The organism is Ignavibacterium sp., assembly GCA_032027145.1.
Lineage (GTDB): Bacteria > Bacteroidota > Ignavibacteria > Ignavibacteriales > Ignavibacteriaceae > IGN3.
This window is the reverse complement of the sequence record JAVSMP010000001.1, coordinates 940,279-954,641: the sequence shown is the minus strand read 5'-3', so window position 1 is coordinate 954,641 and position 14,363 is coordinate 940,279. Positions and strand designations below refer to the sequence as shown.

The 14,363-nt window shown below is 33.6% G+C and carries 12 protein-coding genes; 9 read left to right on the top strand and 3 right to left on the bottom strand.

Features of this window, described 5'->3' with window-relative positions:
- Positions 1-84: 84 nt before the first annotated feature.
- Genes ROY99_03800 through ROY99_03790 form a run of 3 tightly spaced genes read right to left on the bottom strand, consistent with a single transcriptional unit; the run spans position 85 to position 3,802 of the window.
- Positions 85-624, bottom strand: coding sequence for a DUF1697 domain-containing protein (locus tag ROY99_03800; protein MDT3695491.1), 540 nt, complete (start codon positions 622-624; stop codon positions 85-87).
- 17 nt (positions 625-641) lie between these two features.
- Entirely contained in the window at positions 642-2,963 is a 2,322-nt protein-coding gene (locus tag ROY99_03795) for a DNA polymerase II (protein ID MDT3695490.1), read from the bottom strand.
- Positions 2,960-3,802, bottom strand: coding sequence for an aminotransferase class IV (locus ROY99_03790; GenBank protein ID MDT3695489.1), 843 nt, complete (start codon positions 3,800-3,802; stop codon positions 2,960-2,962). Before ROY99_03790 ends, ROY99_03795 begins: the two co-directional genes overlap by 4 nt.
- Positions 3,803-3,846: 44 nt before the next feature.
- Between ROY99_03790 and ROY99_03785 the strand changes: the two genes are divergently transcribed.
- The 9 genes from ROY99_03785 to ROY99_03745 all read left to right on the top strand — a co-directional run bounded on the left by ROY99_03785 (position 3,847) and on the right by ROY99_03745 (position 14,351).
- On the top strand, positions 3,847-4,200 hold the full coding sequence (locus tag ROY99_03785; GenBank protein MDT3695488.1) for an MmcQ/YjbR family DNA-binding protein: 354 nt from the start codon (positions 3,847-3,849) through the stop codon (positions 4,198-4,200).
- Between the two features lie 87 nt (positions 4,201-4,287).
- Positions 4,288-4,650 carry an H-type lectin domain-containing protein gene (locus ROY99_03780; protein ID MDT3695487.1) on the top strand — a complete coding sequence of 121 codons (363 nt, stop codon included), beginning with the start codon at positions 4,288-4,290 and terminating at the stop codon, positions 4,648-4,650.
- A 158-nt stretch (positions 4,651-4,808) separates the two neighbouring features.
- The gene (locus ROY99_03775) at positions 4,809-5,792 is read left to right on the top strand and encodes an Omp28-related outer membrane protein (GenBank protein MDT3695486.1); all 984 of its coding nucleotides are present in this window, start codon (positions 4,809-4,811) and stop codon (positions 5,790-5,792) included.
- A gap of 35 nt (positions 5,793-5,827) precedes the next feature.
- A complete protein-coding gene (locus ROY99_03770; protein MDT3695485.1) occupies positions 5,828-7,870 on the top strand; it encodes a T9SS type A sorting domain-containing protein in 2,043 nt (680 codons plus the stop codon).
- A gap of 178 nt (positions 7,871-8,048) precedes the next feature.
- Entirely contained in the window at positions 8,049-10,124 is a 2,076-nt protein-coding gene (locus tag ROY99_03765; GenBank protein MDT3695484.1) for a T9SS type A sorting domain-containing protein, read from the top strand.
- 86 nt (positions 10,125-10,210) lie between these two features.
- The gene (locus ROY99_03760) at positions 10,211-10,945 is read left to right on the top strand and encodes a T9SS type A sorting domain-containing protein (protein ID MDT3695483.1); all 735 of its coding nucleotides are present in this window, start codon (positions 10,211-10,213) and stop codon (positions 10,943-10,945) included.
- Complete coding sequence (locus tag ROY99_03755; GenBank protein MDT3695482.1) at positions 10,946-11,452, top strand: TlpA disulfide reductase family protein; 507 nt, start codon at positions 10,946-10,948, stop codon at positions 11,450-11,452.
- A 71-nt stretch (positions 11,453-11,523) separates the two neighbouring features.
- Positions 11,524-13,065: a DUF6029 family protein gene (locus ROY99_03750; protein ID MDT3695481.1), complete on the top strand. Its 1,542-nt coding sequence runs from the start codon at positions 11,524-11,526 to the stop codon at positions 13,063-13,065.
- Positions 13,066-13,634: 569 nt separating this feature from the next.
- Positions 13,635-14,351: a hypothetical protein gene (locus tag ROY99_03745; GenBank protein ID MDT3695480.1), complete on the top strand. Its 717-nt coding sequence runs from the start codon at positions 13,635-13,637 to the stop codon at positions 14,349-14,351.
- Positions 14,352-14,363: the final 12 nt, after the last annotated feature.

Below are 14,363 nucleotides of genomic sequence, written 5' to 3'. Positions count from 1 at the left end.
CACATCAATCTGTAATAAGAGCTAAGAATTTTCATGTTTGCTTAATTCATCAATTGTTTTGTGTAAAATATAAAATTTGAATCATTAAGAAAACTTTACTGCAAACTTTATCGTGGTTGTTGAGTTTCTAAGAGTTGTCTGCATCCCAAGGGCTTTTTCCAGCTTGTATCCTGTAATTCCAGAATCGCTAAAATTTTTTCTGCAAAGCCAATAAAGCTCATTATTATGGAAGTGAAATTCATTAGCTGAATCCTGCATTGCAAAAACTTTATTTTGATTTTCTTTAGAAGGAATGGATTCTAAAAAACCTATGTACAAAGTATTGGTTGGGTTTCTTAGTTCAGAATCATCAAAAGGTTTGTACTCGATTAAATTTTTTAACTCTGCAGCTGTTCTGATAAATGTAGCAACTTCATATCCAAGCTGTTTATGCAAATCAGATTCAATTTTCTTTTTCATAACATTTATAGTTTTTGATTTTGCTTCAAACACAACATTTCCACTGGCGATAAAAGTTTCCACATTTACAAATCCCATTTTTTCAAATAAAGATTTAAGATGATCCATTTTAACTGTATGTCCGCCAACATTTATGGCGCGAAGAAAAGCAAAATATCTGGGCATAAAATAAAATTGTTTTTTTAAAAGAAACTTAATTGAACATCTCCTGCAATGTCATCAAAGTTTTTTCCAAGTAAAGATAAAACAGAATCAGCAATCGGCTTTAATTGTTTTTCGATATAATGATCATAATCAAAATCATTATGTTTTAACTCGATAGGTATCGGACCGCGCTGAGTAATTACATAATAGATTATATCTCCTGGCTCATTCAAATATTTTGCAGCCCTTACATGTGGCGGAATGTTTTTGGTATAGTCTATTATTTCCTTTCGTAATCTTTTCTTGTAGATCAGCTTATCATCAAACTTACCTGATTTTAATTCTTTAATAACTTCTCTTATCCAATCCTCAACCTCATCGTGATGGAAAATTTTTTTATATAACTCAATTTGAAACTCCTTTGCAAGCTTAGTCCAATCGGAACGCACAGATTCCATTCCAACAAACTCTATGTTTTCTGTGTCTTCTTTAATTACTAATCCGGCATAACGTTTCTTTGCACCAATATCAGCACCGCGAGCAGGAGTTATAATAAACTGTTTATAAAATTTTTCAAATTGAAGTTCCAGATATGATTCAACTTTATATTCTTTCTTAAGTTTGTTTTTCCAGAATTGATTTAACTCTTTAACAATTTTTTTTCCCTGTGTTTCACCACTTTCATCGGCAACATCTTTTAACATAACAAATAATGAATCAGTATCGCCGTATATTACTTTAAGCTCTCTCTTTTCAAGATATTCTTTACTTCCGAGTAAAAGTTTATGTCCGCTTCCTGTAATTGCCTTTGGCAAATCAGGATGATAAAATCTGCAGTTGTATGAGCCCATTACACCATAAAGGCTGTTCATCAGAATTTTTATTGCCTGCGAAAGCTGTTTATCTTTTTTCTTTTTAGCTTCATCACGCTGTTTCATCAGCTCATTTATAAAACCAGGCAGAATATGCAATGAAGACGAAAACCTATAACCGTTAAGCGTTTCAATCGTATCTGTTTCTTTCATCAGTAAAGAATAAGGATCGATCTTAAAAGTCTGCATAATTGATGGATACAAACTTTTGAAATCAAGAACAACAATATTTTCATAGATTCCCGGAACCGGCTCAATTACATATCCGCCTGGGGCGTGTCCGGCTATGTAAATATCTTTTAGGTTTGGTGCTACAAATCCAGCCTGATGCAGTTTAGGAAGATATAAGTGATCGAAAGCAGCAGTCATCATTCCAAGCTGATCCATTAACAAACCAGAAATCTGAGCACGGCGAACGGATAATTCAATCAAACCAGTTTTACTAAATATATCGGAGACGAGAACAGCATCCTGCAGATTATATTCAGCCAGAGATATTTTATCTTCTTTAAATTGTCTTTCAATTTCTTCAACTTTTTTCGTATCAGGAGAGATTGTCTTTCCTTCTCCTAAAAGTTCCTGTGCAACTGTTTCGAGTTTGAAATCCTCAAAATTAAAAAATGAAGCTCTAAGCATTGCAGGACCATCAATTACAACTCTTCCGGTAAGAGAAATAAAATATCCTGATGGTTTTCTTTGTCTTATAGAAACTCTTCCATTTGCTCTTGCAATATCAAGACTTATCCCCAGTCTGCGGCACTTGTTATCAAGAAAAAGTAAATCAAAACCGATAACATGCCAGCCAATAATAATATCAGGATCAATTTCTTTGAACCAGTTAAAAAAGTTTACTAACAAATCCTTTTCTTCGGCATAAAAAGAAATATAATCCGGGGAGTTCTTTGGTTTTTCGCCCAGCATAAAAACCTTTTTTTGCTCTGCTTGTTTTCCGGTTATGTGAACAGCTATAGAATAAAGCTGATTTGACTTTGTGCCGGTTTCAATATCTAATGAAGCGATAACAAATCTCGGATTAATTGTACATGGCTCGATAACCGGATTAATAAATCTAGTCAGTAAACTTCTTTGCTCAATAGTACCGGTAACCTTTAGTTGGGAGTTTATTCCTTTTTCCATCAGATATCTTCGTAAAGGATCTATATCTGACTCATAGGTTTTAATCTCTGATTCATGAATTGAATCGGCAAGTGCGACAAGTTCTTTTTGAGTATTAAAATAAATAGCATCAACCGGCTGACGATTGAAGTTTTGAAGCCTGGTTTCTTTTCTTAAAAAGTTTTTTTTCAGCGGAGTTAGTATCGCTGTGTTTTCAACGAAGAAAACTGGTTTATTGTTTGTGATTATAATTTCAACCGGTCCAATTTCATCACTCGTTCCGATAAGCTTTAATATGTTTCTACCATTATAATCAATCCATTCACCCGTGAGGATAAAAACATCTGCCGATATTTCCCGTTTTTTATTCATCGGAAATTTTTAGTATAAACATTAAAAAGCCTTTGAATGTCTTCTGTTACTTTGCCGGGTTTGCCATTATTTACAAACCAATCATCTATTTTAATTATTGGAGTAACCTCAGTTGTTGTTCCGGTAATAAAAAACTCATCATAAGATTTTAATTCATCTACTTTAATATTTATCTCACTGAAATCTATTTGACTATCTTTACAAAGCTCTAATACTACTTTTCTTGTTATTCCGTCTAAAATATAGTTTGAAAGCGGGGCTGTGTAAATAGTATTATTCCTGACAGCAAAAAAACTTGTGTGTGAACCTTCTGTTAATAAATTATTGCGGTGCAAAACAGCTTCAAAAGCACCTGACGAAAAAGCTTTTTGACTTGCCAAGACAGCCGGTAATATAGAAGTTGATTTAATATCACATCTTAACCAGCGAAGATCTTTTTCCAGAACGACTGAAACACCTTCTTCAATTTGTTTCCTGTTATCAGCAATTGGTTTAACAAAAGCAAAAACATTTGGAGTTATATTATTTGCAAAATGATGAGTTCTTGGAAAACTAATTCCTCTGCTAATCTGTACATAAAAAGAATACTCTGAATTAATACTGTTTTTCTTTGCAAGCTCTTTAGCAATTGTTTCAATACTGTTAAAATCAGAAAAAGGAATTGATAGCTCGTTTAAACTATGTTTTAATCTTTTAAGATGATCTTCCAATCTAAAAAGTTTTTGATTATACGATCTTAATGCTTCATAAACACCGTCAGCAAAAAGAAATGAACGGTCGAAAGGCGATATTTTAACATCGTCTTTATGAAGAAATCTTGAATTGAAATAAACTATCATATTTACTTAATTTTTGTAAAGTAAAAATAATTAAAAGCTGAACAATGAACATTGAAACCATACATAAATATTGCCTGAGCAAAAAAGGGGCTGTAGAAGATTATCCTTTTGATGAGGAAACACTTGTATTTAAGGTCGGCGGTAAAATGTTTGCTTTAATTCCGCTTGAAAAAATTCCTTTACAAATAAATTTAAAATGTGATCCTGAAAAAGCTGTTGAACTAAGAGAAGAATTTGAAAACATTCAACCCGGCTGGCATATGAGTAAGAAGTATTGGAACACGGTAATAATAGATGGAAATATCCGCTGGAGTGATGTGAAAGAATGGATTGATCATTCTTATGAAGAGGTTGTAAAAGGGTTAAAGAAAAGTGAGAAGAAAAAAATATCTGAATAAAAAATTTAATTAGAAATTATTCAGAGCCATTAGTTATTTTATATATTCATAATAAAGATTTTTATTGCAAATTATAAACTTACGTTTATGCCAAAGACCACACATTTTTCATTAATTCTTCTTTTAATTCTTTTTTCATTTACTACCTTTGCCCAAAGCACAATCCTACGCGGCAGTTGGTCTGTAAATCCTGCGCTTGCGGAGTATTCGCTGGATAAAAATAATGGTGATAGAAACATGATTCTCGAAATTAAGTTTGACACGCCCTTCGAAAAGACACCTGAGATTATTCTGAGTGTATCCCAGCTTGATGCTGATAAAAATTCAAATTTAAGATATAAAGCAGAGGCGGTATCTGTGTCAAAAGATGGATTTACTATCAAGGTCAGAACCTGGGCGGACTCGCGAATATTTTCGATGAGCGGCTACTGGTTAGCTGCTGCAGATTAAGAATTGTTTGAAAATGCGTCATTTCTATCATTCTCAAAATAAATATTTGTAAAAAAAATCTTGAAAATGACTGTATCAATTCCAATTTTTAAGACAAAACTTAAGTTTTATATTTGCTAAATATAAAACAGTCAGAGATTTACTAAGCTTAACTATTTATGAAAAATTTATTGTTAATAATTGTTGTTTCTTTACTGCTTTTTAATTGTCAGACAAATCCCCCAACAACCCCCGCTGTTGTAATAAATGAATATGGGACAATAAAGATTCTCTCAAATGTTGGTGATGCTCAAATATTCCTAGATGGTAATAATACAGGAAAGGTAACTCCGGATACCATTAAAACAACAGTTGGAAATCATACAATAGAATTAAGAAAAGATGCGTATGATATAACAAAACAGAATGTGAATGTTATTAAGAACGGCACTGTTGAGATGAACTTTAATCTTTATGCGGCTGATAAAGTAGTGTTGATTGAAGATTTTGCAAATGTAAGCTGTGTGCCTTGTGTAACGAGTAATAAAATACTTGAGCAGTTAACAAATCATTCTTTCGGAAGAAGTAAACTTGTCGCTGTAAAATTTCCAACAAACTTCCCTTCGCCTGTCGATCCGTTTTATCTGGCTAATGGTCCGGATTGTAATTCAAGAATGGGCTATTACTCAATTATCTTAGCACCAACAAACGTTGTAAACGGAAAGCTAAAACCGATACCATCTGATTCTAATGATGTAAAAGCAAAAGTGATAAGCGAGTTGGCAAAGATCCCTCAATTCAGGATTACTGTTCAATCAAATATTAATGCAAATAATTTTATAATAGAAATTTCTGTTGAAGTAAAAGATTTAACAAATCTGGATTTTTCAAAACTTGTTTTACACACTGTAGTAACAGAGACAAATATAGAATTTGCAACTCCGCCCGGATCGAACGGCGAAACCAAATTTTATGATGTTATGAGAAAAATGCTTCCCGATAATCAAGGCGAATCTCTTGCATCAATAAACCAGACAGGCACATATACTTTCCAAAGGCAGATAGCAATTAATCAGAACTGGATTCAAAGCAATCTTAACACAGTAGTATTTATACAGAATAAAGAAACCAAAGAAATTTATCAGGCGGGCTCAACGTTTTAATCAAGATATGAACAAACAATATAAAGGAGATAATTATGAAAAGAATATTACTGATACTTTTGCTATTGGGTTTTGCTTTCAGCAGTTATTCTTACGATAGAAAATCAATTGTTGAAAGATTTACTAATGCGTCTTGCGGACCTTGTGCAGTTGTTAACAATTCATGGTATAATAACACTGTTGCAAATTTAATTCAGTCACAAACTATATCACACATTATTTATCATGTTTGGTGGCCCGGTCCTAATGACCCTATGTATCTATTAAATCAATCTGACAATACCATAAGAACAAATTATTATAGTGTTAATGGCGTTCCGGATATTATAGTAAACGGAACAAGAGTTTCTACCAGCACTAGTACAGCAACGATGAATGCCGTAAATAGCGGAAACTCAGAAATTTCACCGTTTAAAATAGTTTTGATGCAAAGGGCATTATCAGATAACTTAATTGAAGTTGGAGTCAGAATACTGCGTGACCCAAATGACCATACCACTTTCACTACAACAAAACTTAAAGTCGGCATTACAGAAAAGATGGTTTATTTCCAAACTGCTCCGGGCACAAACGGTGAAATGCATTTTTCCAGTGTTACAAGAAAGATGCTTCCGGATGCAAACGGAACAACAATAACAATTCCCGCTCCCGGTGATTCTGTTGAATATATTCTACAATATGTGCCAACCACTGCTTTTCTACAGGCAGTAAATATGGATAGTTTAAGGATAGTTGCATTTATACAAAATGAAACCAATAAATATATCTATCAATCTGAAATGCTGGAATTTACTCCAGACTATGTTGCACAGATAAATCCGCAAAGCCCAGATATTATTGCTGATAATAATACACCGGTAACATTTAGTTCAGTGGTTAAAAATGTTGGAATGAAGCAGGATGTTTATAACATTAGCTGTTCACTTACTGCACCCGGCGACTGGACTGGTGAATTTACAACCGCAAATGGAACCTTTCCCTTTGGAACACTCGATTCGATTCAGGTTATTCCTGGTGATTCTGCAGTAATACAGGTTGTTGTTAACCCGCAAGGTACTGATGGCTATGGTAAAATATCAGTTGAGTTTGAATCAAAGAATAATCCGGGTATGTCTAGAGAAACTGGTTTTAATTTTGTAACCACCAGCGGAATAGATGTTCTTGTTATCAGAGCTGGAGATATTGCATTCGGCTCAGATGTTACCACTTCAATAGAAAATGTTTTTGATGGAACATACGGATTGGTTTCCAGAAATGCATTGGAACCAGCAGGTGTTGATCTATCCAATTTTGGAATTTTGGTTTGGCAGAGCAGTAACGCTAAGCGTGCTTTCTTTGAAAATGAAGTTTCAAAATTAGAGGATTACCTGGATGCCGGCGGTAATCTATTAATTACAGGTCAAAATCTTGGCGCTGATATATTTGGAACTTCCGGCAGCAGTCAGTTTGCACAGGATTTCTATCATAACTATTTACATGCTAATTATGTAGCTGATGTTTCCAACCTGTTTATTATTAAAGGCATACCGGGTGATATTATTTCTAATGGAATTCAAATTATTGCCAACGCTGTTTATCCAAGATCGCTGGATAAAATTAGTCCAAGAGATTCAAGTGCAATAACTTTCTTACAATATTTTAACGGACCAGATATTGCCGGTATCAGAGCAATCGCAGATAATTACAGAGTAATTTATATGGTTGCAGGTTTTGAACAAATAAATGAACAAGCAATCAAAGATACTCTTGCATCACGATGCTTGAATTGGCTCTCAGAAAATGTTGTGGGAATTGAAGACCAAGGCAGCCTGCCTTTAGTGTTTGATCTGAAACAGAATTATCCAAATCCATTTAACCCATCAACGAAAATTGCTTTTACTTTAAGCGAAAAATCCTTAACAACTTTAAAGGTTTATGATATTCTTGGAAATGAAATAATTACACTGATCAATGAAGAGAAACCTGGCGGCACTTATGAAGTTAGTTTTGATGCATCTAAGCTCTCTTCAGGAGTTTATTTGTATAAACTTCAGTCAAGCGGACTGGTACAAACAAGAAAAATGCTACTGCTTAAGTAACAATCATTATGCCCGCTTTTGCTTAGCTTTTATCTAAACAGAAAGCGGGCTTTACTCAATTTTATAATACTCTTAATGGTCAAAACAATAAACTTTTTATCTGGATATATTGAATTAAAATTTTTTGGCTTCTTAAAATTAATTAACTTTATTTTTTTACTTATCCACAGGGGATAATATGCGAAAAATATTTACTTTCGTGTTCTTACTTTCTTTCTTAGTAAGTGCTCAGACTTTACTAAATGTTACATTTACTGGCTCTTTTCCGCCGGCTGGATGGACAATCGATGCACAGGCGGCTAATTGGACAGCTACTAATAGTGCAAATGCAGGGGGAACAGCTCCTGAATTAAGATTTAATTATTCACCAACCTTTAATGGCATCAGCCGTTTTATTTCTCCTTCGGTTGATCTTACCGGACAAACAACTGTTACTTTACAGTTCAAACATTCAATTGATCATTATGGCGGTTCTTATACTGTTGGTGCTGCTACCAGATCCAACAATGGAACCTGGAATGTTGTATGGTCAAAGGTTAATCCTACAGGCAGTATGCAGGAAGAGCAAATTATAACTATTACAAATCCTGATGTTGGTTCATCAAACTTTCAGGTGTGTATGTTTTTTTCAGGAAACTCTTATAACATAAATTACTGGTATATTGATGATATCAAACTCTTTATCCCGTTTGCACATGATGCAATGGTTAAAGATATTATTGTTGATCCAGAATACAGCGCAGGAATTCCATTTACACCGCAAGCTATCTTAAAAAATTTTGGATTGAACTCGGAAACATTCAATGCAACTTGTGTAATCAAAGTTAACGGAACAAGCATATATACACAAGACTGCTCTAACGTAACATTAACTGCTGGTCAAGAGCAAACAGTTTCATTTGCTGATTTTACACCTGCCTTGGCAAATGAACTATACGAAATAACGGTTACAACAAATCTTTCAGGAGATATGGATCCAACTAATGATTCGAGAACAGAATCATTTGATACATACACAACAGTCAGAGATATGGTAATTCTGGAAATTGCTACGGGTACCTGGTGTCAGTTTTGCCCTGGAGCATCAATGGGCGCACACGATCTTCTTGATAATGGAAAAATGGTTGGGGTAATTAAATATCATAACGGAGATTCATTTACTAACAATTATTCTAATGCAAGAAACAGTTACTACGGAATTTCCGGTTATCCAACAGCAGTGTTTGATGGTGTTAATTACTATGTAGGCGGAAGCGGCACCACCAGTTTGTATCCTGTTTATCTTCCTATGTATGAGAACAGAAAGAATAAAAACTCGGCTTTTGAGATTGAAATTTTCGGGCAAAATAATCAACTTGATTATTCATTAACAATACGAGTTACTAAAACTGCATCCATTCCTTCTTCTTACAATAATCTGGTTTTGCATCTTGCTTTAACTGAATCAGATATTTCGTTTAACTGGTTTAATCAGACAAAGATAAACAATGCTGAGCGTCTTATGGTACCAGATCAACTTGGAACAGCTTTGGACTTTTCATCTGGCAATGTTGTTGATATTAATTTGAACTTTACCCGCAATGCAAGCTGGGTTGCAGAAAATTGCGAGCTGGTTTCTTTTATTCAAAATCTAAATGACAAAGAAATTCTGCAAGGGACAAAAATCGCCTTGAATGAATTAGCTCCATTACCGGTGGAATTGACTTCATTTACTGCAGCAGCTTCTGTTGGAAAGGTAACACTTAACTGGACAACAGCAACAGAAATTAACAATCTCGGATTTGAGGTTGAAAGATCTTATAATGGAGAAAACTTTATTTCTATAGGATTTGTAAAAGGAAACGGTACAACAACTGAATCTAAATCATATTCTTTTACTGATAATATTGACTTGAAAGGAACAGAGAAAATTTATTACAGATTAAAACAAGTTGATTACAATGGCAGTATAGAGTATAGTGATGTTGTTTCTGTTGTTTTGGAAACTCCAGTAGATTTTGCACTTGGTCAGAATTATCCAAATCCGTTTAACCCTTCGACAAAAATAAATTATTCTGTCCCGCAAAGCGGATTGGTTTCAATTGTGATTTATGATTTAACAGGTCAAAAAGTTGCAACTATTGTTAACGAAGTTAAGCAGCCCGGAAATTATGAAGTAGAATTTAACGCCGCAGGTTTAACCTCCGGAGTTTACTTCTATAAAATGACGACAAATAGTTTTTCTCAGATTAAAAAGATGAGTATTTTAAAGTAGGACTAAATTAATTTGGAAGGAATCTTTCTGATTCCTTCCACTTAATAAATTTTACAAGGATTTAATATTTAATAAATGCAGGATATATGATGAAGAAATTTTTTAGTTTGATTTTTTTCTTATCTGTTTTGATAATACAAACAGCAAGCCCGCAGGATATTCAGGTAGTGGTTCACAGAACATTTATTGACAGCACACTTGGCTCAGAAATGGTTTTTGATTTTGAAGTAATAAATGTTTCATCATTTCAGCAGACTGTTTTTGAAGTAAGAACAATCAACAACTTACCGGCTGATTGGCAATCATCTTTATGTTTTGGAATAAATTGTTTTTCTCCTTTTACCGACAGCGTTGCAACTACTCCGGATTTTTTTGTTGATCCTTTAGGACCCGGAGATACTTTAATTACCTCACTCCACGTTTGGGCACTCAATAACAACGGAACGGCTAATGTTCAGGTTCAGGTTGGTACTTTCAGGAATCCGAGCGACAGAATAACACTTGATTTTACAGCTACAACAATGCCTGTATCTGTTGAAGATGAAATTGTTACTGTAAAAAAGTTTTTTATTGAGCAAAATTATCCCAACCCTTTTAATCCATCAACAAAAATAAACTATGGAATTGCTAAAGCCGGAAATGTTGAAATATCTGTTTACAATATTCTTGGCAGTAAAGTTGCAGCGCTTGTTAACGAATTTAAACCGGTTGGTACTTATAGCGTAGATTTCAATGCATCAAAATTAAGCAGCGGAATTTATTTCTATAAAATCAATGCAAATGGTTTTGTTCAAACAAAAAAAATGATACTGGAGAAATAGATGAGATCATTATTGGTATTACTAATCATTACTCTCGTTTCAACTTTAATTTTTGCACAAAGCGAAGAAGATCTTAAAGGTAGAAAAGCACCTAACTTTAAACTTACTGATTTGAATGGAAAGTATGTTGAACTGAATAAAGAAACCGGAAGCGGTCCGATTCTTATTAGTTTTTGGGCAACGTGGTGTAAGCCTTGTCTTGAAGAAATGGCGGAGTTCAACAAAATTTACTCTCAATACAAGGATAAAGGATTCAAGCTATTAGCAATTTCTACTGATACTGAAAAGACAGTAGCAAAAGTTAAACCCTATATCAAATCAAAGGGCTATGATTTTACAGTTTTGTTTGATACAAATAGTGATGTAGCCAGAAAGTATTATGCCCAACAGATGCCATATACAGTTATGCTGGATAAAAATGGTAATATTGTATATTCGCATTTAGGTTATATGAGAGGCGATGAGATAAAGGTTGAAAAATTACTGCTGGAATTACTTGAAAAATAATTTTAATAATAAAGTCCCTTGTAAATCATACAAGGGATTTTTCCTATCATACAACTTAATTCAAAATTAAAATGAAAACTTCTGCTTATTATCAAATTATTATTTTATTGATATTTTTTTCTTCAACACTTTATAGCCAATCGGATAGCTGGTTTTTGCTGCCTGATGGATTAGGAATTTCAAATCAACTTGAATACTCTTATAACATTGATAATAAAATTGAAATATTTGAGAACTGGCTTACACTTGATTATAATAAAAATATTTTCAGTGCGGGATTTAGATTTGAAGCCTTTCAGCCAAATGACCCCGATCCTTCCATCAGCCGAGGGAAAGTACATTACGCGGATATTGCTTATAAATATTTTGCTGTTGATATAGGTGATATTGAAAAAGGCATAAGCATAACTGCGGGAAACTTTTATGAATTATTCGGCAGAGGAATGATCTTAAAAAGCTATGAAGATAGAAATATCAGAATTGATAATAATCTGCTTGGTGTAAAAGTAAAAGCAAATTATCTGGGGTTCTCGCTTTCTGCATTAACAGGTTCTGCAGCAAACTCTGTTAACGAAAGAAAAGATATTTTGCATGCAGCAGATTTAAGTTACAATGGATTTGATTTTATAAAGCTTGGTACAACATTCGCATCAAACAAGCCAGAGATTGAAACCATTGCCAGAACTACTCTCAGCTCATTCAGAATACAGCCATCCTACTGGAATTTTGACGGTTACGCTGAATATGGATTTAAGAGTAATAAAGATATTCAGTCACAGATTTTTAATGACAATGAGTGGAAAATCGGAGAAGCGTTTTATGGAAGTTTAAACTTTTACTACGATGCATTTTCAATTGTTGGCGAGTACAAACATTATGACAATTTTGCATTTACATCTTATGATGGTACAATTTTCTACAACACATCGCCCTCATTAAGAAAAGAATATACTTATCAATTACTAAATCGTCATCCTTCTCCGCTTGATCAATCTAATGAAGATGGTTTTGCTTTAGAAGTGAATTTCAATCCTTCGGATGAAACATCTTTAACTGCAAATTACGGCGTTACTAAAACGCTTCCAACAAGCTCTTATTTTCAGAGAGTAAACAATATTTCAAATCCAATTTCAACACAGCTAAAGGAATTTTACTTTCAGGCTGCTCATAATTGGAATGAATCCTTTACTACAATAGCAGCATTGGGATATAATGAAGAGCTTTCAACAAATACAAAAAACATTACTCCAATTATTGAAAACAAATTTTATTTTGATGATATCAATACAATCAAAATTGTAATTGAACATCAGCAAACCGAAAACCTTACTACCAGCGAAAAATATTATGATGATGTTATAGCCATTGAATATTTACGTTCACCAGTTTTTAACGTGTCACTAGTAACCGAAATTCAGACCAAAGAACCCGAGGAAGGAAAAATTGTCAGGAAACTTTGGAGCTTTATACAGTTTGGATATAAACTTAGTAATCATTCAGACTTAAGTTTGCTTATTGGTTCAAGGCAGGCAGGTAATATCTGCATAGGCGGTATTTGCCGGTTTGAGCCTGCATTCCAGGGGATAGAACTAAAACTATTAACAAGATTATGATTACAATATTTTTAAAATAACTAATTGTGATTTATAAAAGTGTTTAATACATTAAATTTTTTTTACTCACATTAGTCCTATGGATTACAAACTCTTACCCGTTTAAATAAATTTGTTAGTTATAAATAATTCATATTTTTTTTGAAATTTTTATTGACTTTAAGAATAAATTTTATGACTTTCATAGTGATAATTTTAATTTCATTTATAAAAAGGATTTTCTATTTGATTAAATTGATACAGAATTATATTTCTAATATCCAAAGCCAAAACACTTTAGATAAATATCACATCTTAAACTTGCAGCATTTATTCTGATCTTAATCAATTAGAAGAGGGCTAAATATCTTAAAAGATGATTTTATTCATAACAAATTTTGGATCGCGAGCTGATATTTGGCTCAAAGATTATTTAATAAAAAACACTGGTGGATAAAATCAACCTAATTATACTTCGTTGTTCATTAGTGACAATTTTTAATGTCGGATGATAATCAAATTAATCACAATCATAAATAGAGGCTTCTCAACCCAATCAAATAAATTAAATTATTTTACTAGGAGGTAAAATGAGAACATCTTACATAACTAGACTACTATTTACAATAAGTTTTGTTTCTGCTTTACTTATTGCTGGATGTGTAGATACTAGTGTCAACCCTATTCCTGACAGTATTGAATACTCCAGTCAAATAAAGGTTGTCAATTTAGTTAGCGGCGCTGGATTGGCGTCTCTTATATTAAATGGTCAGTCCCTCGGTTCAGCGGATTTAGGAGGTGAAGTTCCTGGCTCTGGGAATGGTTTTCTAACTATCACTTCCGGAAACAAAACTCTTACTGCTAATTTTGCTAGTGCAAATAGTAACTCATACAAATTTGCAGCTACGACAGAAAGAAAATTCAGAGTTTTTCTTGTCGGCAATGATAGTTCAAATTCTGCTGTTGTCATGAATCAAAGATACGTTTGGCAAACAAAAGATTCCAAAGAAGGGGAAGCATTGTTCCCTGATGGGTTCGGATGGGTCGCATTTTTTAACGGATCACCCGATGCAGTACTTAACAGCGTTAGCATAGACGGTACGGAAACCACTTTTACCGGTGGGCTTGCTACGGGTAAAGCAAAGGGGTACATAAAACTTACTGCTGGTTCACATAGTTTTAATATATCATATAACGACACTTTAAATACTACATTCGATCTTAATGTAGCATCAAAAAGCAGATATACAGCAGTTGTATATGATGTTGCCGCCAGCATTAAAAATGCGGTTTTAGTAGATGATTAATAAACTAGTTAA